Genomic DNA, 21,095 nt, shown 5'->3' with positions numbered 1-21,095 from the left:
TGGCGCGTATCGTAGGCGCACATTTGTATCGACGCCAGATACACCTGACATGTAACCGCTGATTTTCCGATACATCTCACACGCCAGCGGCGGCGCCGAGCATTCTGTTTGCGACACATCCCCCTATTTTGCCGGGCGCCCCCCTCATGCCCACCTCGCCCTCGGCCGATACACAGGACAGGCCCTCTCCCCTGCGCCCGGAGCTTTCATGAAATTCAAGTCGATTCAATTTTCTGTCGCGGCCCTGGCCGGGGCCATTGTCCTGAGCGTAGTGGCGGTGCTGGTGCTCTACGCCTTGTTTGCCGGCGCGCGCACCCAGGAGATGGTGCAGAAGCGCACCCAGGTGCAGTTCGAACAGATTATCGAACAGCGCCTCACCGCCCTGGCGCAAACCCAGGCCACGCTGATCCAGCGTGAATTGGAAGCGCCGTTGGTAACCGCCAAAAGCCTGGCCACTACCAACGCACTGCTCGGCATGAAAGACGCGAAGGGTGAACCCGCCCTGCAGCTTGGCCGCGAGCAACTGATCAACCTGCTGCACGAAACCGTGGTACGCAACCCCAAAATCCTCGGCGCCTACATCGGCTGGGAGCCCAACGCTATCGATCACAACGACGCGGCCTACGTGAACAGCCCGATTGTCGGCATGGGCGCCGACGGACGTTTCCTGCCGTGGTGGTACCGCAACGCAGATGGCAGCCTGGGCATGGATAAACTGGCCGACGTGGCCGACCAGAAAATCCTCTCCACAGGCGTGCGCGCCAGCGAGTACTACCTGTGCTCCAAGGAAAGCAAAAAGGCCTGTGTCATCGATCCCGCGCCCTACAAGGTGGGCAACGCGATGGTGATGCTGGCCTCATTTATCGAGCCAATCATGATCGATGGCACGTTCCAGGGCATCGTCGGCACCGACCTGTCGGTGAACTTCATCCAGGACATGCTGACCGGTGCCGACCAGAAACTCTACAACGGCGCCGGTGAACTGGCGCTGATCTCCAGCAACGGCCGCCTGGTGGCCTACACCCAGGACGCCAGCAAACTCGGCGAAAAGGCCAGCGACCTGCTCGACAGCAATGAACTGGCCAACCTCGGCCAACTGAAAATCGGCGAAGTGCGCTACGACATCGACAAGGAGCACGGGCATATCGAGTTGTTCCTGCCGTTCAACATCGGCCAGACCGATGCGCGCTGGACCCTGATGATGCAGCTGCCTTTGAGTGCCGTAATGGCCGACTCGCAGAAACTGCAAAGCGACCTGGAAACCCAGCGCAAGACCGACATTTTCGGCATGACCATCGCCGGCCTGCTGATCGCCGGTATCGGCCTGCTGGTGATCTGGCTGGTAGGCCACGGCATCGCCCGGCCACTCAAGCAAATGGTCGCGATGCTCAATGACATCGCCCAGGGCGAAGGTGACCTGACGCGGCGCCTGACCAGTGATCGCGCCGACGAACTGGGCGCGATTGCCAACGGTTTCAACACCTTCCTGATCAAGCTGCAAGGCATGATCACCCAGGTGGTGAGTTCGGTGCAGAAGGTCAGCGACTCGTCGGAGCACACCGCTGATATCGCGATCCGTACCAACCAGGGTGTGCATAAACAGATGGTGGAGATCGACCAGGTCGCCACCGCCGTGCATGAGATGACCGCCACTGCGCAAGACGTTGCACGCAACGCCACCCAAGCCGCACAGGCCGCCAGCCATGCCGACCAGGCCGCGAGCCAGGGCATGCGTATTGTGCGTGACACCTCCACCTCCATCGGCGCGCTCGCCGAGGAAATCGGCAAGGCCGTCGGTGTGGTGCAAACCCTGGCCAAGGACAGCGAAAACATCAACGCCATCCTCACGGCGATTCGCGGGATTGCCGAGCAGACCAACCTGCTGGCACTCAACGCCGCCATCGAGGCGGCGCGGGCCGGCGAGCAAGGTCGTGGTTTTGCCGTGGTCGCCGACGAAGTGCGCAACCTGGCGCAGAAGACGCAAAAGGCCACTGAAGAAATCCAGACTATGATCCAGCAGTTGCAACAAGGCACGCGGGATGTGGTGCGGGTGATGGAGGACAGCCAGAACCGCACCGATGAAAGCGTGCAACACGCGGCCAAGGCGGCCGAAGCACTGGAGACCATCACCCAGGCGGTGTCGGTGATCAACGACATGAACACCCAGATCGCCAGTGCCGCCGAGGAGCAGAGCGCGGTGGCCGAGGACATCAATCGCAACGTGATCAATATCGGCCAGGTGGCCAATGAAGTGGCGGGCGGCGCGGATGAATCCAGTGCGGCCAGTGCCGACTTGACCAAGTTGGCCGAGCAGCAGCGCCGGCTGATCAATCAATTCAAGGTTTAAGCCGGGGTCAGGCACTCCGGCCCGTTAAGCTTGGGATCATTGACCATGTTGGCCAGGACCCGCTCGCGCAACGCGCTCGGCTCACTGGCCAGCAGGCCTTGCAACACATGCAACGGCGTCTCAGGGTCGAGCCAGGCTGCCTGTCCGGCCTCATCCAGAATCAGTGGCCGACGCTGGGCCTGCGCGGCCTGGGTCACCACCGCGGTGCTCAGCCACACCTGTTCCTGCACCGGGTAGGCCTCCCAGATCGCGGCAAAAAACAACGTGGAGCCCTCCCCCGGTGTCAGCCAGTACGGGCGCTTGCGCTGGGTGCCACGCCATTCGTAGAACCCATTGGCCGGTAGCAGGCAGCGACGCTGGCGGAACGCTTCGCGAAACATCGGCTGTTCGGCCAGGGTTTCGGCGCGGGCGTGGGCGGGGGTACGGGAAAGATCGGTCAACCAGGGCGGGGTGAGCCCCCAGCGGGCGCGAGCCAGGGTGCGCTGGCCGTCGGCGGCGCGCTGGATCAGCACAGAATCATTCGGGGAAATGTTCCACTGGGCCTGCTGGTCGGCCGGAAAGCCCGGCAGGGCAGCAAAAGCGGGGGTCCAGCGAAACAGGGCATAACGTCCACACATGGGGTAACACGACTCTTGGGTAAACCGACCGACAGCCTAACAGACCAGCACGTCGGGGAAGCTGTCGGGTTCGTCGCCCGGCAACGGTTGTGCGCCGATATAGGCGGTAATCAACTCGCGGGCATACAGGGCGCGGTCATTGTCCACCTCCAGGCCCAGCAGGCCGAAGATGGGCAATTCGCCGGTGCCGCCGAGCAAATGACGACCCACCAGGTGCGCCTCGATACCTTCGCTGGCGAGCATCTGTTGCAGCAGCTCGCCCTCCATCAGGTTTTCCGGTTCGTAGATTCGTTGCATCAGCGTCCCCGCTATTCGTTTTCACTACGGGTTTCAAGCATCCATTCTTCGCCATGTACCTGCAGATCGAAAATGATCGGTCGGCAGCACACCTGGCAGTCCTCTATATAAACCTGATCCCCCCCGGACAAATCCACCGTTGTCTCGACCACTTCACCGCAATAAGGACAATCGTACGTCGCGTTTTCCAGCATCGCAGCCTCCAAGGTGACTTGTGCGTATAATCGCCGGTCTATTTACAGGGCTATTTTTGGCCGCGCCCATTACTCGGGCCGCACCCTGGTATTTCCTTTACTTACCCTAGCCGTTTCTAACAAGAGAGCATGATGGGCGAATTCGATACCATCCGACCTTACAACGACAGCGAAGTCCCGGCAGTGCTGGCACGTCTGTTCAGTGACAAGGCCTTTCTGGACATCCTGACCCACTTCCGCTTCCCGCGCTTCGCCGGCGCCCTGGGCTGGCTGCTCAAGCCGATGATCGCCCGCAAACTGCGCCGTGAATTCGCCGGCGTCACCACCGTGGCCACGCTGCAGGACAAAGTCGAGTACTACGTCGACCACACCATTGACCGGGCGACCGACGGCGTGACCTACACCGGGGTCGAGCAGCTCAAGTCCGGCACCGCCTACCTGTTCCTGGCCAACCACCGCGATATCGTGATGGACCCGGCCTTCGTCAACTATGCGGTATACCACGCCGGCCTGCCGACACCTCGCATCGCCATTGGCGACAACCTGCTGCAGAAGCCGTTTGTCAGCGACCTGATGCGCCTGAACAAGAGTTTCATCGTGCACCGCTCGATCACCGGGCGCAAAGAGAAGATGGCGGCGTATCAGCTGCTGTCGGCCTACATCAACCATTCGATCCGCAACGACGGTGCGTCGATCTGGATCGCCCAGGCCGAAGGGCGCGCCAAGGATGGAGATGACCGTACCGAATCGGCGATCCTCAAGATGTTCCACGTCAGCCGCAAGGACGAGCCGTTTGCCGAGGTGATCCAGTCGCTGAACCTGACGCCGGTGTCCATCAGCTACGAATACGACCCGTGTGATTCAGCCAAGGCCCGCGAACTGTACATCCGCGCGACCACTGGCACCTACGTCAAGGCGCAGGGCGAAGATGATGTGAGCATTGCCCTGGGCATCACCGGCTACAAGGGTCGCGTGCACATTAACTTCGCGCCGCCGATTACCGAGCGTTTCGAAGACACCAAGTTGCTGGCCGCAGAAATGGACCGGCAGATTCTGGGGGGCTACCGGTTGTTCCCGGTGCATTACCTGGCCTACGCCCAGTGGAGCGACGCCGACCCTCAATTGCAGGTGCCGACGGCGGCCGAAGTGTTCCCGGCTGATGAACTGGCCAAGGCGAAGGCGGAGTGGGAGCGGCGTCTGAACGACTGCCCGGCTGAGCACCGGCCGTTCCTGGTGGTGCAATATGCGACGCCGGTGCGCAATCAGTATCGGGTCAAGGCTGGAATACCCCTCTAAACACCGATTCAAAAATGTGGGAGGGGGCTTGCCCCGATAGCGGTGTATCAGTCAATCAGCTGTCGACTGAAGCTCCGTCATCGGGGGCAAGCCCCCCTCCCACATTTGTTTTGTGGTGTTCTTAAAGGCGGGTGCTGAGCCAGGAGATGGCCAGCGCCATGCCCAGGCAGGCAAACCCGACGCGGTAAGCCAGGCGATGCGCCCGTTCGGTGCGCACATCCAGAAACAACATCGGCTGATCAATTGCGCGATCTTCGCTCTGCGCGGTGAGGTCGGCCATGGCGCGCTGTTCGCGCAGGCGGGTAATGAACAGCAGTGCCGCGCCCGGACAGGCCACGGCCAAAGCAACAACATTGGTCAAAAGTGCGGGCAGCGCCATCGCAAACCTCGGCAAAACAGTGTTTTGGTATCGGTTCAGATACAAACCTGAACGATAGTGGCCTCCGGCGCCTGAAATGCTCCCTCCCCCATTGACGGCTAATGTATCCAGTAATTTACGGCGTCACCTGAACGTCACCTTAACAAGCCACTCTGTTGCCCTTTGACGTTTCAGGAGCTTGTCATGCTGCATGCGCACAACCAGGATCGGCTGTATCTGATCGCCCCGAGCGATGAGCAGGAAGCGCTGATCGGCGGCCTGGCCTTCAACGTCCAGGACCGCCACTGGCTGGTGTATTGCGCCCTTGGCGGACACCAGCATGCCGACCTGCCGGAGGCCGATCTGTTGACCGGGGTGAGCCTGCTGGATTTCTGTATCGACACGGCTGCATGAAACTGAAGACGAAAAAAAACCGGGCTCAGTGATGAGCCCGGCTTTTTTAAGGACCGGTTATTGCGCGCTGAGCAACGAACCGATGCTTGGGTCCTTGAACAGGCGGGTCAAGGCATCGCTCAGCACGTCGCTGACCAACTTGGTGTTGGTTTCCTGGTTCGGCGACATGCCGAAACGCTGGTTCAGGGACGCACCGTAGCGGCCGCTGTAGCGACGGGTGCCGGCGGTGACGTCGGACTTGAAGGTGGCGCCGATGGATGCTTCGGTCACGTACAGGCCGTCTTTAGGCGACTGGTACTTCAATTCGGCCAGGGTGATCGTCAACTGCGGAGCACCCGGCGCGTTGGGGCTCGGGGTGAAACCCAGCAGGCGCACGGCAGCTTCGGCCTGGGCCTGCAGCTTGGGCAGTACGTCTTGAGCGTTCACCGAGACCAGGGCGGTTTCCGGATACAGGCCGCCGCGCGAACCGAGCGTAGGCGACGGACGACCATCCACCACACGCACCGACACCGGCTGGCCGTGACCCACGGGGGCCAACTGCGTGGTGATTTTTGGTTCCGGGGTCAGTTGTTGCGGGCTGTTGGCGCAGCCAACCAGGGTCAAACTGGTCACAGTGATCAAACCGAACAACAGGCGTTGCAACATGCTCTTCTCTCCAGAAATCGGGTACCGACAGGCGGGCAGTATAGCGGTGCGCCAGTGCCGGGAACTAGCGCCAGTTACAACCTGAGACCTGCACAGACTGTAGCGGTTCGATGTCACTGATATGTCACGGCTGATACACAGAGCCGTCATGCCCGACAGGCAAGCTTGGCCCCAATCCCAAGAGGTCTGTCGCCATGCAATTTCTCTGGTCACTGTTCACGCGCAAACCCGCCCTTCGCCAGTTCGCCCTGCTCGATGTGCAAGGCCGTTGCCAGGCCTTCAAAGAGTGCTGCCAGCCTCCTGTAGGCGACGGCTGGGTGGAAATCGATGAAATCCGGCTGAGCTGGATGCACCACCCGCTGCCGGCCAGCGCCCGTGTCAGCCCACGTGCAGCGCAGCCGTCGCGTCACCAACCGTTGGCCGCCTGACCGAACGCCTAATAAAAGTCATAAAACACGCCCATTTCCCTGGCGTTCTTCGCTACAATCTCCCCCCGATTATAAGGACGTCTCCTGATCGGGCCTCGCAGCATCGTTAATGCCTCGGCATTAGCCCCAAGAATCGCCCACAGAGAGCCGCCCACACAGATCGAGTGAAGCTGGCGCGCTTGCTGTTTTCTTTGCAAACCACCCGCCTTTACCGAATCTGCCAGAGCTGCCATTGCGCTCGGCCACTTGAGTTGTTTGCCCGTTTTGCCGCGTGTCGGCTAGGGGCCAGGTGCCAGGCTGGGGCAGCCCTTTTTTGAGGTTCACGTCTTCAAAAGAGCGTGAAAAAACGGGTTTTCACAACTTCACAAGAGTGTGGCGAGCAAATGAATAGTTTGGCGTTTGTACAAGCACCATCAGCGTCTGGAACAGCCCAACCACACAGGATCGAGTACTCCTCAACAACGGGAGCTTGAGCCTGTCCGCTACGGATTGGTTGCACGAATCGCACGCTTTGACCATAAGTCGAATTGCCACAGGCGCCCATGAATGCGTTCATAGGCAGATTAGCCCGGCAGGAAGCGTGCGCTGAACATGCAAAGAATTGCGAATCGGACATGGCGATCCTGGCCATGGGTAACCTGGGGCAACACGTGAACCGCCCCATCACTCCTGGCAGCCATGCCGTCAATTTGGTGCTGCAGATTTTGGAGACGCGTTAAATGGCGCATAACGAAGCAGTCGACGTAGTACTGGTAGGGGCCGGCATCATGAGTGCCACCCTGGCCGTACTGCTCAAAGAGCTCGACCCCGGCCTGAAGCTGGAAGTCGTTGAGCTGATGGATTCGGGTGCCGCGGAAAGTTCCAACCCGTGGAACAACGCCGGTACCGGCCACGCCGGGCTGTGTGAGCTGAACTACACGCCGCAGGCCGCCGATGGCTCCATCGACATCAAGAAAGCCGTGCACATCAACACCCAATTCGAGGTGTCGAAGCAGTTCTGGGCGTACCTGACCAAAAAGGGCACCTTTGGCTCGTCCAGGTCCTTTATCAGCCCGGTGCCGCACCTGAGCTTCGTGCAGGGCGAAAAAGGCGTGTCCTTCCTCAAGAAGCGCTTTGAAACCCTCAGCCAGCACCACGCGTTTTCGGACATGCACTACACCGAAGACCGTAGCGAGATGGCCGAGTGGATGCCGCTGATGATGCCGGGCCGTCCGCTCGACGAAAAAATCGCAGCCACCCGTGTGATGAACGGCACGGACGTGAATTTCGGCGCGCTGACCAACCAGCTGCTCAGCCACCTGACCAGCTCGGCAGACGCCCAGGTCAAGTACAGCAAGCGCGTCACCGGCCTCAAGCGCAACGGCGCGGGCTGGACCGTAAGCATCAAGGACGTCAACAGCGGCAGCAGCCGCGAAGTTGACGCCAGGTTCGTGTTCCTCGGCGCCGGCGGCGCGGCCCTGCCGCTGCTGCAAGCCTCGGGCATCGAAGAAAGCAAAGGCTTTGGCGGCTTCCCGGTCAGCGGCCAGTGGCTGCGTTGCGACAACCCGGAAGTGGTCAAGCACCACCAGGCCAAGGTCTACAGCCAGGCTGCCGTGGGTTCGCCGCCGATGTCCGTGCCGCACCTGGACACCCGCGTGGTCGATGGCAAGAAGTCCCTGCTGTTCGGGCCTTACGCCGGTTTCACCACCAAGTTCCTCAAGCACGGCTCGTTCCTCGACCTGCCGCTGTCGGTTCGCGCCGGCAACATCGGCCCGATGCTGGCCGTGGCCCGCGACAACATGGACCTGACCAAGTACCTGGTCAGCGAAGTGATGCAGTCCATGGAACAGCGCCTGGAATCCCTGCGCCGCTTCTACCCCGAGGCGAAAGCCGAAGACTGGCGCCTGGAAGTGGCCGGCCAACGGGTGCAGATCATCAAGAAAGACCCGAAAAAAGGCGGCGTGCTGCAATTCGGCACCGAGCTGGTCGCGGCCAAAGACGGCTCGCTCGCGGCGCTGCTGGGCGCGTCCCCAGGTGCTTCGGTGACCGTTTCGATCATGCTGGAGTTGATCGAGAAGTGCTTCCCGGAAAAAGCCGCCGGTGAGTGGGCTGCCAAACTGCACGAGATCTTCCCGGCCCGTGAAAAGGTCCTGGAAACGGATGCCGAGTTGTATCGCAAGATCAACGCGCAGAACAACATCAGCCTGGAACTGGTTGAGCCTGCCGCCGAGACCGAGAGCTACGCTTGAGGCCTTGAGGCAATAAAAAACGCCCCGCTCTCGGCATGAGAACGGGGCGTTTTTTTGTGTATCGGATAATCAGCCGCGAGCGTTTTCGATCAGTTCGATGTACTCGTCCGCGTTGCGCTGGTCCTTGATCAGGTCGACGAAGGTCTGGCCATGCGCATCCTTGCCGTCGAGGTCCAGGCCGGCTTCCTTGAAGAAACCCAGAAACCGCTCGAAATCGTCGATACGCAGGCCACGGTAGGCCTTGATCAGCTTGTGCAGGGACGGAGAAGTTGCGTCGACCGGCTCGAAGTCCAGGAACAACTTGATCTGATCGTCGCCGATCTCGTCACCAATCACCTGTTTCTTATCTTTACGCATTACCGACTCCAGCCTGCAGACATTTACACGGGGTTTGAAGTCTACCTGCGGGGCGCGGGCTTGTGTAGGCGGGGCCTACCTGGCTTTAACCGCACCCGTATGCAAATCCGCCCAGATATGCCCGTTGGCATAACTGAGGAACTGTACATACACCGTGTCATTGCGCAGCAGGTCGACAATCACCCGGTATTGGGCCAAGGGGTAAGAAAGCGTCAGGGTTTTGCTGGAGTCGTCATACACCGGCTTTTTCAGGCTTTTGCTTTCGGCGTCGAAATTGAGCACCACCTGGGCGATGGTCGCACCTTTGTTCAGGGACTTGCCCTTGAGACGGATCATCAGCGGCGAGGTCACCGGGATCGGCTGCTGGCTGGACTGGCGCTGGTTGCCCACCACCACCGCGTAGTCGGTGACTTGCAACAGTTGCTGCTGCTCCGGCGCTTCAGCGCGCAGGGTCAGGTCGTCCGAAGGCAGGAATTGGCTGTGCATCGGCGCTGGCGCGGCAGCCAGCGGCAAACTGAGGGTCAGCGCCAGGGCGGCGCAGGTGCGTATCAACAGGCTCATGGGCCGCTCCGGCAAGGTGGGCCCAGCACTGTAGCTCAATCGAACTGGGCAAGCATCCAGCGTTGGTACTCGGCCACACCGGCCTCGCCTTCGCGGGGCGCCCAGTCGGGCTGTTCGCCCTCGCCCACCGGACGATAAGGCCCGGCCTTGCACTCGAACATCACCGTGTCGGGCTCCAGCACCACCAGGCCATGGAACACCCCCGGCGGCAGATCGACACCGGCGCATTCACCGCCAGCCTGCATGACACGCCTGGCAATGACCTCGCCGGTTTCGTTGAAGACCAGCAAGCCCAAGCGGCCCTGCAGCACCAGCAAGGTTTCTGCCTTGTCCGCGCTCAGGTGCCGATGCGGCGGTACATAAGTGTCAGGTTGCAGGCCTACCGCCAGGCGATGGCAGGGTTCTTCCATCTGGTGGAAGTTATGGTGGTGCCGGCCACGGGGGTGGGTGGCCGCTTTCTCGGCCAGTTCGGCAAACAGCGTCTGATCAAGAAAACGGGCCATGGCTTACATTCCTTTGACGGCGAAAATCCCGTTGGCGTTGCGCCAGTAGCCTTTGTAGTCCATGCCATAACCGAAGATGTAGCGGTCGATGCACGGCAGGCCGACGTAATCGGCTTTCAGGTCCGGACGCGCCTTGCGGTCGTGGTCTTTGTCGATCAGCACGGCGGTGTGCACTTTGCGCGCGCCGGCGTGTTTGCAGAAGTCGATGATCGCGCCCAGGGTGTGACCTTCGTCGAGGATGTCGTCGATGATCAGCACGTCGCGGTCGATGAAGGAAACTTCCGGCTTGGCCTTCCAGAACAAGTCGCCGCCGCTGGTTTCGTTGCGATAACGGGTGGCGTGCAGGTAGGACGCTTCCAGCGGGAATTGCAGGTGGGTCAGCAATTTGCCGGCGAAGATCAGGCCGCCATTCATCACGCAGAAGACCACCGGGTTGGTGTCGGCCATTTCGCGGCTGATGTGTGCGCCGACCTTGGCGATCGCTTCTTCGACTTGCGCTTCGGTGTACAGGCAGTCAGCCTCGCGCATGATTTGACGGATATGCTCGAGATCAGCGGACATGGCGCTCTCCAAGGGGGTGCTGTGGCAAGAAAAGCGGGCGAAGGTACGCTTCTCGTGCGCTCCGAGCAAGCCTTAATGGACTAACGTACTAGATGTCTATAGGACAACACCCTCGGATAGATTAATCTAGGCCGGTTTTTTTGCCCGCCGCCGGAGCCTTTCCCATGCCCACTCGCGAGATCCGCCACCCGCTGATCCGACACAAGCTCGGCCTTATGCGCCGCGCCGACATTAGCACGAAGAACTTCCGTGAGCTTGCTCAGGAAGTCGGAGCGTTGCTCACCTACGAAGCGACCAAGGATTTACCTTTGGAGAGCTACGAAATCCCTGGTTGGGCCGGTCCCGTCCAGGTCGAGAAAATCGCCGGTAAGAAAATCACCGTGGTGCCGATCCTGCGCGCCGGTATCGGCATGCTCGAAGGCGTCCTCAGCCTGATCCCGGGCGCCAAGGTCAGCGCCGTGGGCGTGGCCCGCAACGAAGAAACCTTGCAGGCCCACACCTACCTGGAAAAACTCGTCCCGGAAATCAACGAGCGCCTGGCGATGATCATCGACCCGATGCTCGCCACCGGCAGCTCCATGGTTGCCACTATCGACCTGCTGAAAAAAGCCGGCTGCAAGGACATCCGCGCCATGGTGCTGGTGGCCGCGCCCGAAGGCATTGCCGCCGTCGAGAAGGCCCACCCGGATGTGCAGATCTACACCGCCTCCATCGACGAGCGCCTGAATGAACACGGCTACATCATCCCAGGCCTGGGCGATGCCGGTGACAAGATCTTCGGCACCAAGCAGAAGGACGCGTGAGCATGCAGGATGAATTCAACGACCCGCTTTGGCGCCAGATCCTGTCTGGCGCACAAATGCTCTTCGTAGCATTTGGTGCGCTGGTGTTGATGCCACTGATCACAGGTCTTGATCCAAACGTCGCGCTGTTCACCGCAGGCCTGGGCACGTTGCTGTTCCAGGTGGTGACGGGGCGGCAGGTGCCGGTCTTCCTGGCGTCGAGCTTTGCCTTCATTACCCCGATCATTCTCGCCAAGGGCCAGTTCGGCCTCGCGGCGACCATGGGCGGGGTGATGGCGGCGGGTTTCGTGTACACCTTCCTGGGCCTGGCGGTGAAGATCAAAGGCACCGGGTTTATCGACCGGTTGCTGCCGCCCGTGGTGATCGGGCCGGTGATTATCTCCATCGGCCTGGCCATGGCGCCGATTGCCGCGAACATGGCGATGGGTAAAACCGGTGATGGCGCTGAGCTGATCCATTACCAGACCGCGATGATGATCTCGATGCCTGCGCTGCTGACCACCTTGATCGTGGCGGTGTTCGGCAAAGGCATTTTCCGCCTGGTGCCGATCATCTCCGGCGTGCTGGTGGGCTTCGCCATGTCGTTCTACTTTGGCGTGGTCGACACGGCGAAGATCGCGGCGGCCCCCTGGTTCGCCCTGCCCCACTTCACCGCGCCGGAATTCAACTGGCAGGCGATCCTGTTCATCGTCCCGGTGGCCCTGGCCCCGGCAATCGAACATATCGGCGGCGTGATTGCGGTGGGCAGCGTGACCGGTCGCGACTACTTGAAGAAGCCCGGCCTGCACCGCACCCTGCTGGGTGACGGCATTGCCACCACGGCTGCCGGTCTGTTCGGCGGCCCACCCAACACCACCTACGCCGAAGTGACCGGCGCGGTGATGCTGACCAAGAACTACAACCCGAAGATCATGACCTGGGCAGCGGTGTTTGCCATCAGCCTGGCGTTCATCGGCAAGTTCGGCGCGTTGCTGCAGAGCATTCCGGTGCCGGTGATGGGCGGGATTCTGTGCCTGCTGTTCGGCTCGATTGCCGCGGTGGGGATGAACACGCTGATCCGCCACAAGATCGACCTGGGCGAAGCGCGCAACCTGGTGATTGTGTCGGTGACCCTGGTGTTCGGAATTGGCGGTGTGCTGGTCGGCACCGGCACCGGCCCGGATGACTTCGGCCTCAAGGGCATCGCCCTGTGTGCGGTGGTGGCGATTGGGTTGAACCTGCTGCTGCCGGGCAATGATGGCTGGAAGAACAAGAAGTCGGATGAGCCGTTGCTCTAACCAGCACCGCGAAACCCAATGTGGGAGGGGGCTTGCCCCCGATAGCAGTGTGTCAGTCAATGCATTAGCTGACTGATACACCGCAATCGGGGGCAAGCCCCCTCCCACATTTTGCTCTTCAGTGTGGCTTAGAGCTCACCGAGCCCATCGATCAACGCCTGGTTCTGCTCCGGCGTACCGATGCTGATCCGCAGGAACTGGGCAATTCGCTCCTGCTTGAAGTGCCGCACGATCACCCCTTGCTCACGCAACTTGGCCGCCAGGCCCGCAGCGTCGTGCCGTGCGTGACGGGCAAAGATGAAGTTGGCAGCCGACGGCAGCACTTCAAAGCCTTTCTCTTCCAGTTGCGCGACCAGCTTGTCGCGACTGTCGATCACCAACCGGCACGTCTTCTCGAAATACTCACGGTCCTCGAACGCCGCCGCCGCGCCAACAATCGCCAGGCGGTCCAGTGGATAGGAGTTGAAGCTGTTCTTGACCCGCTCCAGCGCCTCGATCAAGTCCGGGTGGCCCACGGCCAGGCCCACACGCAAACCGGCCAGTGAGCGCGATTTGGACAGGGTCTGGGTGACCAGCAGGTTCGGGTAGCGATCCACCAGGCTGATCGCGGTTTCACCGCCGAAGTCGATATAGGCTTCATCGACCACCACCACCGAATCCGGGCTGGCCTTGAGGATCTGCTCCACCGCGTCCAGCGCCAGCACGCAGCCGGTCGGCGCGTTCGGGTTGGGAAAAATGATCCCGCCGTTGGGCTTGGCGTAATCCGCCACGCGAATCTGGAACTGGTCATCCAGCGGCACCGGTTCGGACTGGATGCCATAAAGGCCGCAGTAAACCGGATAGAAGCTGTAGCTGATATCCGGGAACAGCAGCGGCAGGTCGTGCTGGAACAAACCGTGGAAGATGTGCGCCAGCACTTCGTCGGAACCGTTGCCGAGGAAGACTTTAGCGGCGTCGATCCCGTAATGCGTGGCCACCGCCTGTTTGAGCAGGTCGCTGTTGGGGTCCGGGTACAGGCGCAGGTTGTCATTCAACTCGGCCTGCATTGCCGCCAACGCTTTGGGCGACGGACCGTAGGGGTTTTCATTGGTATTGAGCTTGACCAGTTTGGTCAGCTTCGGTTGTTCACCGGGCACGTAAGGCACGAGGTCCTTGACGAAAGGGCTCCAGAATTTGCTCATGTCTCAGTTCCCCTTCTCTTCAAGGATGCGGTATTCGGCGCTGCGGGCGTGCGCGCTGAGGGATTCGCCACGGGCCAGCACCGAGGCAGTCTTGCCCAGCTCGGAAGCGCCCTGCGGCGAGCAGAAAATGATCGACGAACGCTTCTGGAAGTCATACACCCCCAGCGGCGACGAGAAACGCGCGGTGCCGGAAGTCGGCAGCACGTGGTTCGGGCCTGCGCAGTAGTCGCCCAGGGCCTCGCTGGTGTGGCGGCCCATGAAGATCGCACCGGCGTGGCGAATCGACGGCAGCCAGGCTTGTGGGTCGGCGACGGACAACTCCAGGTGCTCCGGCGCGATGCGGTTGGCCACGTCGATGGCTTGCTCCATGTCGCGCACCAGGATCAGCGCACCACGGCCATTGATCGATTTCTCGATGATCTCGGCGCGCTCCATGGTCGGCAGCAGCTTATTGATGCTGGCCGCGACCTTGTCGAGGAACTCGGCGTCCGGACTGACCAGGATCGCCTGGGCGTCTTCGTCGTGCTCGGCCTGGGAGAACAGGTCCATGGCGATCCAGTCCGGATCGGTCTGACCGTCGCACACCACGAGGATTTCCGAAGGGCCGGCGATCATGTCGATACCGACCTGGCCGAACACATGGCGCTTGGCAGTGGCAACATAGATGTTGCCGGGGCCGACCACTTTGTCTACCTTCGGTACGCTTTCAGTGCCATAGGCCAGGGCGGCAACAGCTTGGGCACCACCGATGGTGAAAACCCGATCGACACCGGCGATGCAGGCCGCTGCCAGCACCAGCTCGTTGATTTCACCACGCGGCGTCGGCACCACCATGACCACCTCGGTCACGCCCGCCACTTTGGCCGGGATCGCGTTCATCAGCACCGATGAAGGGTACGAAGCCTTGCCACCCGGCACGTACAAACCGGCGCGGTCCAGCGGCGTGACCTTCTGGCCCAGCACAGTACCGTCGGCCTCGGTGTAGCTCCAGGAGTCCTGTTTCTGTTTTTCGTGGTAGCTGCGCACACGCGCCGCCGCCACTTCCAGGGCTTCGCGCTGCGGCGCGGTGATGCGCGTCAGGGCCAGCTCCAGGCGTTCGCGGGGCAGGATCAGGTCAGCCATGGACTTGACGTCCAGACCGTCAAACTGGCGGGTGAAGTCCACCAGCGCCGCATCACCGCGCTCGCGCACGGCCTTGATGATGTCGAGCACCCGCTGGTTGACCGAATCGTCGGACACGCTTTCCCAGCTCAGCAGATGATCCAGATGATGGGCGAAATCCGGGTCGGCAGCGTTGAGTCGGGCAATTGCAGTGGACGTGGTCATAGCGAGGGCCTCATAGGATTGGCAAAAATGCTCAGGCGCCGAACGTTAGCAGTCGATCCGCTTGGGCACCTGAGAATTCTGGCTATGAGGCGGATAGACGGGCGCGACCCAGGGCCGCGCGGGTAGGTCAACCGCGGTGTCGCGACTCCACTGCCTTGCGCAGCGTGTCGATCAACGCCTGGATACGGGCGTGCTGCATCTTCATCGATGCCTTGTTGACGATCAGACGGGAGCTGATGTCGGCAATGAAGTCCTGCGGCTCAAGACCGTTGGCGCGCAGGGTGTTACCGGTGTCGACCACGTCGATGATCTTGTCAGCCAGGCCGATCAACGGCGCCAGCTCCATCGAGCCGTAAAGCTTGATGATGTCGACCTGGCGGCCTTGCTCGGCGTAGTAGCGCTTGGCGACGTTGACGAACTTGGTCGCCACGCGCAGGCGGCCCTTCGGCTCCACATCACCGACACGGCCGGCGGTCATCAGCTTGCACAGGGCGATACGCAGGTCCAACGGCTCGTACAGGCCCTGGCCACCGTATTCCATCAGCACGTCTTTACCGGCGACGCCGAGGTCGGCCGCGCCATGTTCAACGTAGGTCGGCACGTCGGTAGCGCGCACGATCAACAGGCGCACGTCGTCCTGGGTCGTGGGGATGATCAGCTTGCGGCTCTTGTCCGGATTCTCGGTCGGCACGATGCCCGCTTCAGCCAGAAGCGGCAACGTGTCGTCAAGGATGCGGCCCTTGGACAGTGCGATGGTCAACATGGGAAACGTCAATCCTTTATCAGGCTATTGCGGTCCGGTCGCAAACGGCGCCGGACACAGATCGAGGCCATTACAGCCTCGACTTGAAACAAATCCTGTGGAGAGAGATTACCCTCCCCCCACCGTTACAGCTTCCGGGACTAGCCCGGTACGCGGCGGATTTTCGCGCCAAGCATCTGCAGTTTTTCTTCAATGCACTCGTAACCACGGTCTATGTGGTAGATGCGGTCGATCAGGGTGTCGCCTTCGGCGATCAGCGCCGAGATCACCAGGCTGGCCGATGCACGCAGGTCGGTGGCCATGACTGGCGCGCCCTTGAGTTTCTCGGTGCCGGTGACGATGGCGGTGTTGCCTTCGACTTGGATCTTCGCGCCCATGCGGTGCAATTCGTACACGTGCATGAAGCGGTTTTCGAAGATGGTCTCGATCACGGCACCGGTGCCTTCGGCAATCGCGTTCAGGGAGATGAACTGCGCTTGCATATCGGTCGGGAACGCCGGGTACGGAGCGGTACGCACGTTGACGGCCTTGGGACGCTTGCCGTGCATGTTCAGCTCGATCCAGTCTTCACCGGTCGTGATTTCCGCACCGGCTTCGCGCAGCTTTTCCAGGACCGCTTCCAGGATGGTCGGATCGGTGTCCTTGACCTTGACGCGGCCACCGGTGACGGCGGCGGCAACCAGGTAGGTACCGGTCTCGATGCGGTCAGGCATTACCTTGTAGGTGGCGGTGTGCAGACGCTCTACGCCATCGATAGTGATGGTGTCGGTGCCCGCACCGGAAACCTTCGCGCCCATGGCGTTCAGGAAGTTGGCCAGGTCGACCACTTCCGGCTCGCGCGCGGCGTTTTGCAGGACGCTGCGGCCTTTGGCCAGGGCAGCGGCCATCATGATGTTCTCGGTGCCGGTCACACTGACAGTATCAAAGAAGAAATTGGCGCCACGCAGGCCGCCTTCCGGCGCCTTGGCCTTGATGTAGCCGCCTTCGACGTCGATAACGGCGCCCATGGCTTCAAGGCCACGGATGTGCAGGTCAACCGGACGCGAGCCAATGGCGCAACCGCCAGGCAGGGCGACTTCGGCTTCGCCGAAACGGGCAACCATCGGGCCAAGCACCAGGATCGACGCACGCATGGTTTTCACCAGTTCGTACGGTGCTATCAGGGTCTTGATGGTGCGCGGGTCGATTTCGACAGCCAGTTTCTCGTCGATCACCGGCTCGATACCCATGCGACCGAACAACTCGATCATGGTGGTGATGTCGTGCAGGTGCGGCAGGTTGGCCACGGTCACCGGGCCATCGCACAGCAGGGTCGCTGCCAGGATCGGCAAGGCGGAGTTTTTTGCACCGGAGATGCGAATCTCGCCATCAAGGCGGGCACCGCCGGTAATAATCAATTTATCCATAAGAATCTCGACGCCTTGGGGGCTCAGGTGCGCTCGGCCCAGGCCGCGCGGCTGAAAAATTTCATAGTGACCGCATGGATGCTGCCATCGGTGATCCACGGGTTCAAATGGGCATAGATCTGCTGCTGACGCTTGACCGGGCTGAGTGCCGCCAGTTCATCGCTAATCACGTTCAGCTGGAAGTTGCAGCCTTCGCCTTCAACTTCAACGGTCGTTTCCGGCAGCTTTCCTTCAAGAAAGCTCTTAACTTCTAGGGCCTGCATGCTCAACCTCTATCGGCGCCCAGTGCGCGCGGGTCGCACATCATACAAAAAAGCCCCGCGCCTGCGAACCCCGCATAGCAGGACTCTGACGGGGGGCTTCTTTAATAATGTGTATTAAGGATGCGCCAGCAGCTCGGTCAGACCGGAAACTTCGGCGATTTCGCGCATGTCTTCGGGCAATGCCCGGATGCTGACCGGCTTCCTGGCCGCCTCAGCATCACGCATGAAGCACAGCAGCAGCGACAAGCCGACGCTGCTGGACTTGGTCACGGCAGAACAATCCAGCACCAACGCGGGCGCAGTGCTGGTCTTGATCAGCGCCTGACCCTGCTTGCGCAGCTCAGGCCCGGTGCGGTAATCCAGCACGCCGCTGAGGAACAACTCACCGGCGTCGCCAAGACGAACAGCCGACTCGGTCATTGCACAGGCTTCCCGGCTTCTTTATCGGATGTTTCCTTGGCTTTGGCGACTTCACCGGCCCAACCGTTGATGGTTTTGTCCAGGTCGTTGCCATTACGCTGCATCGCGTCAGCGAACTGATCACGGAACAGCTTGCCGATGTTGATACCGTTGATGATCACGTTGCGCAGCTTCCACTCGCCGTTGACCTTCTCGAGCGTGTATTGCACAGGGTAGACGGCACCGTTATTGCCCTTGACGCTCATGTTGACGCTGGTGCGATTACCCGACTCGTCCCCGGCAGGCGCAACGGTAATGCCCTGGTTGTTGTACTCGAGCAGCGCGTTGCCGTAGAACTGGAACAGGCCTTTCTTGAAGTTTTCCTGGAAGGTCTGCATCTGCGCAGGCGTCGCCTTGCGCGAATACTTGACCGTCATGATGCTGCGGGAAATGCCTTCGGCATCGACCACCGGGCCGACAATGGTGTTGAGCGCGTTGTAAAACTTACTCGGATCTTGCTTGTACTGCTCTTTATTGGCAGTGAGGTCAGCCAGCATTTTGTTGGTCGTGTCCTGCACCAGATCGTGCGCAGAACCTGCCGCGTTAGCCATCAGCGGCAGCGCTGCCAACAGCACCAGCAGGCCGCGTCGCAAGGTAGAGATCATGAACAGATTCCTCATTTGGCGTCTTTATTGACCGTATTAAGCAGGAATTTACCGATCAGGTCCTCAAGCACCAGCGACGACTGTGTGTCGTGGATTGTCGAGCCATCCTTGAGCAGGGCTGTTTCCCCACCCACGCTGATACCGATGTATTTCTCGCCCAGCAGACCCGCAGTGAGAATAGATGCAGTGGAGTCAGTCGGCAGATTATCTACCTTCTTGTCCAGTTGCATCGTCACTCGGCCGGTGAAGCTGTCGCGATCCAGATCGATTGCCGTGACCTTGCCGATGGTCACACCGGCCATGGTCACTTTAGCTCTGACAGTCAAACCGGCGATATTGTCGAAGTATGCGTAAAGTTTATAAGTGTCGGCAGTGGGGCTGGCCGACAGGCCGCTGACGCGCAGGGCCAACAAGAGTAAAGCCAGGATGCCAGCCAGCAAGAAAAGGCCGACACCGATTTCCACAGTGCGGTTTTGCATCAGAAATCTCCAAACATCAAGGCGGTCAAAATGAAGTCAAGGCCCAGTACCGCCAGCGAGGCGTACACAACGGTCTTGGTGGTGGCGCGACTGATCCCTTCTGAGGTGGGCTCACAGTCATAGCCTTGGAATACGGCGATCCAGGTGACAACAAAGGCGAACACGATGCTCTTTATGATGCCGTTGAGCACGTCGCCAGTGAACGTCACGCTGTTCTGCATGTTGGCCCAGTAGGAGCCGTCGTAGACGCCCAGCCAGTCCACCGCCACCCACGAACCACCCCAGATCCCGACCACGCTGAAGATCATCGCCAGCAGTGGCAGGGAAATGAAGCCGGCCCACAGGCGTGGGGCAACAATGTACTTGAGTGGGTCCACGCCAATCATTTCCAGGCTGGACAGCTGTTCGGTGGACTTCATGTTGCCGATTTCGGCGGTCAGCGCTGAGCCCGCGCGCCCGGCGAACAGCAGAGCGGTCACCACCGGCCCCAGTTCACGCAACAGCGTCAGGGCGACCATCTGCCCCACCGCCTGCTCCGAACCATAGCTGGACAGGATATTGAAGCCCTGCAACGCCAGCACCATGCCAATGAACACCCCGGAGACCACGATGATCACCAGGGACATCACGCCCACCGAATGCAACTGCTTGACCAGCAGGCCAAAGCCGCCGCCAATGCCGCCACGGCCGAGCAATGCGTGGAACAGGAAAATCGTCGAACGGCCCAGCACTTCGACGATGTCGATGCCCGAGCGACCGAAAAGGCGAACCTTCTCGATAAGAGATGTCTTGCGCATCAGCGCTTCCCCAGAAGATCTGAGCGGTAATCCGCCGCCGGAAAGTGAAAAGGCACCGGGCCATCAGGATCGCCGGTCATGAATTGGCGAATGCGCGGGTTGTCGGCGTTCATCAGCTCTTCGGGCGTGCCCTGCCCCAGCACCTGGCCATCGCCCACTACATAGAGGTAATCGGCAATGCTCGCGGTTTCTGCAAGATCGTGGGAGACCACGATGCTGGTGATGCCCAGTGCATCGTTGAGCAGACGGATCAGACGCACCAGCACGCCCATGGCGATGGGGTCCTGACCGACGAAGGGCTCGTCGTACATGAGAATCTGCGGGTCGAGGGCGATGGCACGCGCCAGCGCCACACGGCGCTTCATCCCACCAGACAATTCATCGGGCATCAGGTCGATGGCGCCGCGAAGGCCCACGGCCTGCAGTTTCAGCAACACAATGTCACGAATCATTTCATCGGACAGCTGGGTATGCACCCGCAGCGGAAAGGCCACGTTCTCGAAAACATCAAGGTCGGTGAACAGCGCACCGCTCTGGAACAGCACACCCATGTGCTTGCGTGCATCGAACAGATCGCTGCGCGACAGCGTCGGCAGGTTCTGGCCGTTGACCCACACCTCTCCCGCACTGGGGCGCAATTGCATGCCCATCAGGCGCAGCAGCGTGGTCTTGCCGCAACCGGAAGGCCCCATGATGCCCGTGACCTTGCCGCGCGGAATGCGGATATCGACGTTATTGAAGATGCTGCGCGTCCCGCGCTTGAAGGTCAGTCCCTTCAGCTCGACCGCGTAGGCGTTATCGGCACTCATCTAAACTCCTTGGGATGCAGCCTCTCACTCAGACACCACGCTTGCTACAAACGTTTGCAACCGTTGTGCAATAGTTGGCCACGTGGGCTGGGCGGACCGAACTGGCGGCGAACTATATCAC

At 60.8% G+C, this 21,095-nt stretch carries 26 protein-coding genes and 1 pseudogene; 8 read left to right on the top strand and 19 right to left on the bottom strand.

The features are described 5' to 3' along the window. Positions 1-208: 208 nt before the first annotated feature. Together K5K89_RS28890 and K5K89_RS28885 are read left to right on the top strand one after the other, a co-directional pair. A pseudogene (locus K5K89_RS28890) lies at positions 209-1,489 on the top strand (HAMP domain-containing protein); the annotation flags it as partial. Positions 1,490-1,504: 15 nt separating this feature from the next. Beyond that, the gene (locus tag K5K89_RS28885) at positions 1,505-2,347 is read left to right on the top strand and encodes a methyl-accepting chemotaxis protein (protein WP_371262124.1); all 843 of its coding nucleotides are present in this window, start codon (positions 1,505-1,507) and stop codon (positions 2,345-2,347) included. On the opposite strand, the gene K5K89_RS05560 is transcribed toward K5K89_RS28885, so the two are convergent. The 3 genes from K5K89_RS05560 to K5K89_RS05550 are packed head-to-tail and all read right to left on the bottom strand — an operon-like array spanning position 2,344 to position 3,455. Continuing rightward, a complete protein-coding gene (locus K5K89_RS05560; RefSeq protein WP_071491168.1) occupies positions 2,344-2,964 on the bottom strand; it encodes an SOS response-associated peptidase in 621 nt (206 codons plus the stop codon). The genes K5K89_RS28885 and K5K89_RS05560 overlap by 4 nt on opposite strands. A 36-nt stretch (positions 2,965-3,000) precedes the next feature. Next, complete coding sequence (locus K5K89_RS05555) at positions 3,001-3,261, bottom strand: putative signal transducing protein (RefSeq protein WP_071491167.1); 261 nt, start codon at positions 3,259-3,261, stop codon at positions 3,001-3,003. Positions 3,262-3,272: 11 nt separating this feature from the next. Beyond that, entirely contained in the window at positions 3,273-3,455 is a 183-nt protein-coding gene (locus tag K5K89_RS05550) for a CPXCG motif-containing cysteine-rich protein (RefSeq protein WP_071491166.1), read from the bottom strand. A 132-nt stretch (positions 3,456-3,587) separates the two neighbouring features. Between K5K89_RS05550 and K5K89_RS05545 the strand changes: the two genes are divergently transcribed. Further along, entirely contained in the window at positions 3,588-4,751 is a 1,164-nt protein-coding gene (locus tag K5K89_RS05545) for a 1-acyl-sn-glycerol-3-phosphate acyltransferase (RefSeq protein WP_170856024.1), read from the top strand. 121 nt (positions 4,752-4,872) lie between these two features. Here K5K89_RS05545 and K5K89_RS05540 read toward each other — a convergent pair whose 3' ends face one another. Then, the gene (locus tag K5K89_RS05540; protein WP_222540994.1) at positions 4,873-5,130 is read right to left on the bottom strand and encodes a hypothetical protein; all 258 of its coding nucleotides are present in this window, start codon (positions 5,128-5,130) and stop codon (positions 4,873-4,875) included. A gap of 183 nt (positions 5,131-5,313) precedes the next feature. On the opposite strand from K5K89_RS05540, the gene K5K89_RS05535 reads away from it, so the two are divergent. After that, positions 5,314-5,523 (top strand): hypothetical protein, encoded by a 210-nt coding sequence (locus tag K5K89_RS05535; protein ID WP_071491163.1) that lies wholly within the window; start codon positions 5,314-5,316, stop codon positions 5,521-5,523. 57 nt (positions 5,524-5,580) lie between these two features. Here the strand turns inward: K5K89_RS05535 and K5K89_RS05530 are convergent, their stop codons facing one another. Then, positions 5,581-6,168, bottom strand: a complete 588-nt coding sequence (locus K5K89_RS05530) for a YajG family lipoprotein (protein ID WP_071491162.1) — start codon at positions 6,166-6,168, stop codon at positions 5,581-5,583. Between the two features lie 194 nt (positions 6,169-6,362). On the opposite strand from K5K89_RS05530, the gene K5K89_RS05525 reads away from it, so the two are divergent. Further along, positions 6,363-6,596 carry a hypothetical protein gene (locus K5K89_RS05525; protein WP_071491161.1) on the top strand — a complete coding sequence of 78 codons (234 nt, stop codon included), beginning with the start codon at positions 6,363-6,365 and terminating at the stop codon, positions 6,594-6,596. A gap of 719 nt (positions 6,597-7,315) precedes the next feature. Next, positions 7,316-8,824 carry a malate dehydrogenase (quinone) gene (gene mqo / locus K5K89_RS05520; RefSeq protein WP_092240758.1) on the top strand — a complete coding sequence of 503 codons (1,509 nt, stop codon included), beginning with the start codon at positions 7,316-7,318 and terminating at the stop codon, positions 8,822-8,824. Between the two features lie 69 nt (positions 8,825-8,893). Here the strand turns inward: mqo and K5K89_RS05515 are convergent, their stop codons facing one another. From K5K89_RS05515 to K5K89_RS05500, 4 genes are all read right to left on the bottom strand, one after another. Further along, the gene (locus K5K89_RS05515) at positions 8,894-9,181 is read right to left on the bottom strand and encodes a PA4642 family protein (RefSeq protein WP_058422979.1); all 288 of its coding nucleotides are present in this window, start codon (positions 9,179-9,181) and stop codon (positions 8,894-8,896) included. Between the two features lie 75 nt (positions 9,182-9,256). Further along, the gene (locus tag K5K89_RS05510) at positions 9,257-9,742 is read right to left on the bottom strand and encodes a hypothetical protein (protein WP_071491159.1); all 486 of its coding nucleotides are present in this window, start codon (positions 9,740-9,742) and stop codon (positions 9,257-9,259) included. Between the two features lie 35 nt (positions 9,743-9,777). Continuing rightward, a complete protein-coding gene (locus tag K5K89_RS05505) occupies positions 9,778-10,245 on the bottom strand; it encodes a WbuC family cupin fold metalloprotein (protein WP_071491158.1) in 468 nt (155 codons plus the stop codon). Between the two features lie 3 nt (positions 10,246-10,248). Next, complete coding sequence (locus K5K89_RS05500; RefSeq protein ID WP_058422982.1) at positions 10,249-10,806, bottom strand: hypoxanthine-guanine phosphoribosyltransferase; 558 nt, start codon at positions 10,804-10,806, stop codon at positions 10,249-10,251. Positions 10,807-10,970: 164 nt separating this feature from the next. Between K5K89_RS05500 and upp the strand changes: the two genes are divergently transcribed. Next, entirely contained in the window at positions 10,971-11,609 is a 639-nt protein-coding gene (gene upp / locus K5K89_RS05495) for a uracil phosphoribosyltransferase (RefSeq protein WP_024073483.1), read from the top strand. Between the two features lie 2 nt (positions 11,610-11,611). Then, positions 11,612-12,886, top strand: a complete 1,275-nt coding sequence (locus tag K5K89_RS05490; RefSeq protein ID WP_071491157.1) for a uracil-xanthine permease family protein — start codon at positions 11,612-11,614, stop codon at positions 12,884-12,886. A gap of 128 nt (positions 12,887-13,014) precedes the next feature. Here K5K89_RS05490 and hisC read toward each other — a convergent pair whose 3' ends face one another. The 10 genes from hisC to K5K89_RS05440 form a co-directional block, all read right to left on the bottom strand. Continuing rightward, on the bottom strand, positions 13,015-14,067 hold the full coding sequence (gene hisC, locus K5K89_RS05485) for a histidinol-phosphate transaminase (protein WP_222540993.1): 1,053 nt from the start codon (positions 14,065-14,067) through the stop codon (positions 13,015-13,017). 3 nt (positions 14,068-14,070) lie between these two features. Continuing rightward, positions 14,071-15,393 (bottom strand): histidinol dehydrogenase, encoded by a 1,323-nt coding sequence (gene hisD / locus K5K89_RS05480; protein WP_071491155.1) that lies wholly within the window; start codon positions 15,391-15,393, stop codon positions 14,071-14,073. Between the two features lie 127 nt (positions 15,394-15,520). Then, complete coding sequence (gene hisG / locus K5K89_RS05475) at positions 15,521-16,156, bottom strand: ATP phosphoribosyltransferase (protein WP_003188599.1); 636 nt, start codon at positions 16,154-16,156, stop codon at positions 15,521-15,523. 140 nt (positions 16,157-16,296) lie between these two features. Then, complete coding sequence (murA, locus tag K5K89_RS05470; protein ID WP_010213103.1) at positions 16,297-17,562, bottom strand: UDP-N-acetylglucosamine 1-carboxyvinyltransferase; 1,266 nt, start codon at positions 17,560-17,562, stop codon at positions 16,297-16,299. Between the two features lie 23 nt (positions 17,563-17,585). Next, the gene (locus tag K5K89_RS05465) at positions 17,586-17,825 is read right to left on the bottom strand and encodes a BolA family protein (RefSeq protein ID WP_003188597.1); all 240 of its coding nucleotides are present in this window, start codon (positions 17,823-17,825) and stop codon (positions 17,586-17,588) included. A gap of 114 nt (positions 17,826-17,939) precedes the next feature. Continuing rightward, positions 17,940-18,245, bottom strand: a complete 306-nt coding sequence (locus K5K89_RS05460; protein ID WP_071491154.1) for a lipid asymmetry maintenance protein MlaB — start codon at positions 18,243-18,245, stop codon at positions 17,940-17,942. After that, on the bottom strand, positions 18,242-18,889 hold the full coding sequence (locus K5K89_RS05455) for a phospholipid-binding protein MlaC (RefSeq protein ID WP_071491153.1): 648 nt from the start codon (positions 18,887-18,889) through the stop codon (positions 18,242-18,244). Before K5K89_RS05455 ends, K5K89_RS05460 begins: the two co-directional genes overlap by 4 nt. An 11-nt stretch (positions 18,890-18,900) precedes the next feature. Further along, positions 18,901-19,368, bottom strand: a complete 468-nt coding sequence (gene mlaD, locus K5K89_RS05450; RefSeq protein WP_017845975.1) for an outer membrane lipid asymmetry maintenance protein MlaD — start codon at positions 19,366-19,368, stop codon at positions 18,901-18,903. Then, positions 19,368-20,165 carry a lipid asymmetry maintenance ABC transporter permease subunit MlaE gene (mlaE, locus tag K5K89_RS05445; RefSeq protein WP_003188592.1) on the bottom strand — a complete coding sequence of 266 codons (798 nt, stop codon included), beginning with the start codon at positions 20,163-20,165 and terminating at the stop codon, positions 19,368-19,370. The genes mlaD and mlaE overlap by 1 nt, the downstream gene beginning before the upstream one ends. Beyond that, entirely contained in the window at positions 20,165-20,974 is an 810-nt protein-coding gene (locus K5K89_RS05440; protein WP_003171811.1) for an ATP-binding cassette domain-containing protein, read from the bottom strand. Before K5K89_RS05440 ends, mlaE begins: the two co-directional genes overlap by 1 nt. Positions 20,975-21,095: the final 121 nt, after the last annotated feature.

This window comes from Pseudomonas sp. DR208 (assembly GCF_019823005.1).
Classification (GTDB): domain Bacteria; phylum Pseudomonadota; class Gammaproteobacteria; order Pseudomonadales; family Pseudomonadaceae; genus Aquipseudomonas; species Aquipseudomonas extremorientalis.
This window is presented reverse-complemented; position numbering and strand designations above follow the sequence as displayed.

Excerpts from the sequence above, each read along its gene's own strand:
- K5K89_RS28885 (WP_371262124.1), top strand. The coding sequence starts at position 1,505 with ATGATCACCCAGGTGGTGAGTTCGGTGCAGAAGGTCAGCGACTCGTCG.
- K5K89_RS05560 (WP_071491168.1), bottom strand. The coding sequence starts at position 2,964 with ATGTGTGGACGTTATGCCCTGTTTCGCTGGACCCCCGCTTTTGCTGCC.
- K5K89_RS05555 (WP_071491167.1), bottom strand. The coding sequence starts at position 3,261 with ATGCAACGAATCTACGAACCGGAAAACCTGATGGAGGGCGAGCTGCTG.
- K5K89_RS05550 (WP_071491166.1), bottom strand. The coding sequence starts at position 3,455 with ATGCTGGAAAACGCGACGTACGATTGTCCTTATTGCGGTGAAGTGGTC.
- K5K89_RS05545 (WP_170856024.1), top strand. The coding sequence starts at position 3,588 with ATGGGCGAATTCGATACCATCCGACCTTACAACGACAGCGAAGTCCCG.
- K5K89_RS05540 (WP_222540994.1), bottom strand. The coding sequence starts at position 5,130 with ATGGCGCTGCCCGCACTTTTGACCAATGTTGTTGCTTTGGCCGTGGCC.
- K5K89_RS05535 (WP_071491163.1), top strand. The coding sequence starts at position 5,314 with ATGCTGCATGCGCACAACCAGGATCGGCTGTATCTGATCGCCCCGAGC.
- K5K89_RS05530 (WP_071491162.1), bottom strand. The coding sequence starts at position 6,168 with ATGTTGCAACGCCTGTTGTTCGGTTTGATCACTGTGACCAGTTTGACC.
- K5K89_RS05525 (WP_071491161.1), top strand. The coding sequence starts at position 6,363 with ATGCAATTTCTCTGGTCACTGTTCACGCGCAAACCCGCCCTTCGCCAG.
- mqo (WP_092240758.1), top strand. The coding sequence starts at position 7,316 with ATGGCGCATAACGAAGCAGTCGACGTAGTACTGGTAGGGGCCGGCATC.
- K5K89_RS05515 (WP_058422979.1), bottom strand. The coding sequence starts at position 9,181 with ATGCGTAAAGATAAGAAACAGGTGATTGGTGACGAGATCGGCGACGAT.
- K5K89_RS05510 (WP_071491159.1), bottom strand. The coding sequence starts at position 9,742 with ATGAGCCTGTTGATACGCACCTGCGCCGCCCTGGCGCTGACCCTCAGT.
- K5K89_RS05505 (WP_071491158.1), bottom strand. The coding sequence starts at position 10,245 with ATGGCCCGTTTTCTTGATCAGACGCTGTTTGCCGAACTGGCCGAGAAA.
- K5K89_RS05500 (WP_058422982.1), bottom strand. The coding sequence starts at position 10,806 with ATGTCCGCTGATCTCGAGCATATCCGTCAAATCATGCGCGAGGCTGAC.
- upp (WP_024073483.1), top strand. The coding sequence starts at position 10,971 with ATGCCCACTCGCGAGATCCGCCACCCGCTGATCCGACACAAGCTCGGC.
- K5K89_RS05490 (WP_071491157.1), top strand. The coding sequence starts at position 11,612 with ATGCAGGATGAATTCAACGACCCGCTTTGGCGCCAGATCCTGTCTGGC.
- hisC (WP_222540993.1), bottom strand. The coding sequence starts at position 14,067 with ATGAGCAAATTCTGGAGCCCTTTCGTCAAGGACCTCGTGCCTTACGTG.
- hisD (WP_071491155.1), bottom strand. The coding sequence starts at position 15,393 with ATGACCACGTCCACTGCAATTGCCCGACTCAACGCTGCCGACCCGGAT.
- hisG (WP_003188599.1), bottom strand. The coding sequence starts at position 16,156 with ATGTTGACCATCGCACTGTCCAAGGGCCGCATCCTTGACGACACGTTG.
- murA (WP_010213103.1), bottom strand. The coding sequence starts at position 17,562 with ATGGATAAATTGATTATTACCGGCGGTGCCCGCCTTGATGGCGAGATT.
- K5K89_RS05465 (WP_003188597.1), bottom strand. The coding sequence starts at position 17,825 with ATGCAGGCCCTAGAAGTTAAGAGCTTTCTTGAAGGAAAGCTGCCGGAA.
- K5K89_RS05460 (WP_071491154.1), bottom strand. The coding sequence starts at position 18,245 with ATGACCGAGTCGGCTGTTCGTCTTGGCGACGCCGGTGAGTTGTTCCTC.
- K5K89_RS05455 (WP_071491153.1), bottom strand. The coding sequence starts at position 18,889 with ATGATCTCTACCTTGCGACGCGGCCTGCTGGTGCTGTTGGCAGCGCTG.
- mlaD (WP_017845975.1), bottom strand. The coding sequence starts at position 19,368 with ATGCAAAACCGCACTGTGGAAATCGGTGTCGGCCTTTTCTTGCTGGCT.
- mlaE (WP_003188592.1), bottom strand. The coding sequence starts at position 20,165 with ATGCGCAAGACATCTCTTATCGAGAAGGTTCGCCTTTTCGGTCGCTCG.
- K5K89_RS05440 (WP_003171811.1), bottom strand. The coding sequence starts at position 20,974 with ATGAGTGCCGATAACGCCTACGCGGTCGAGCTGAAGGGACTGACCTTC.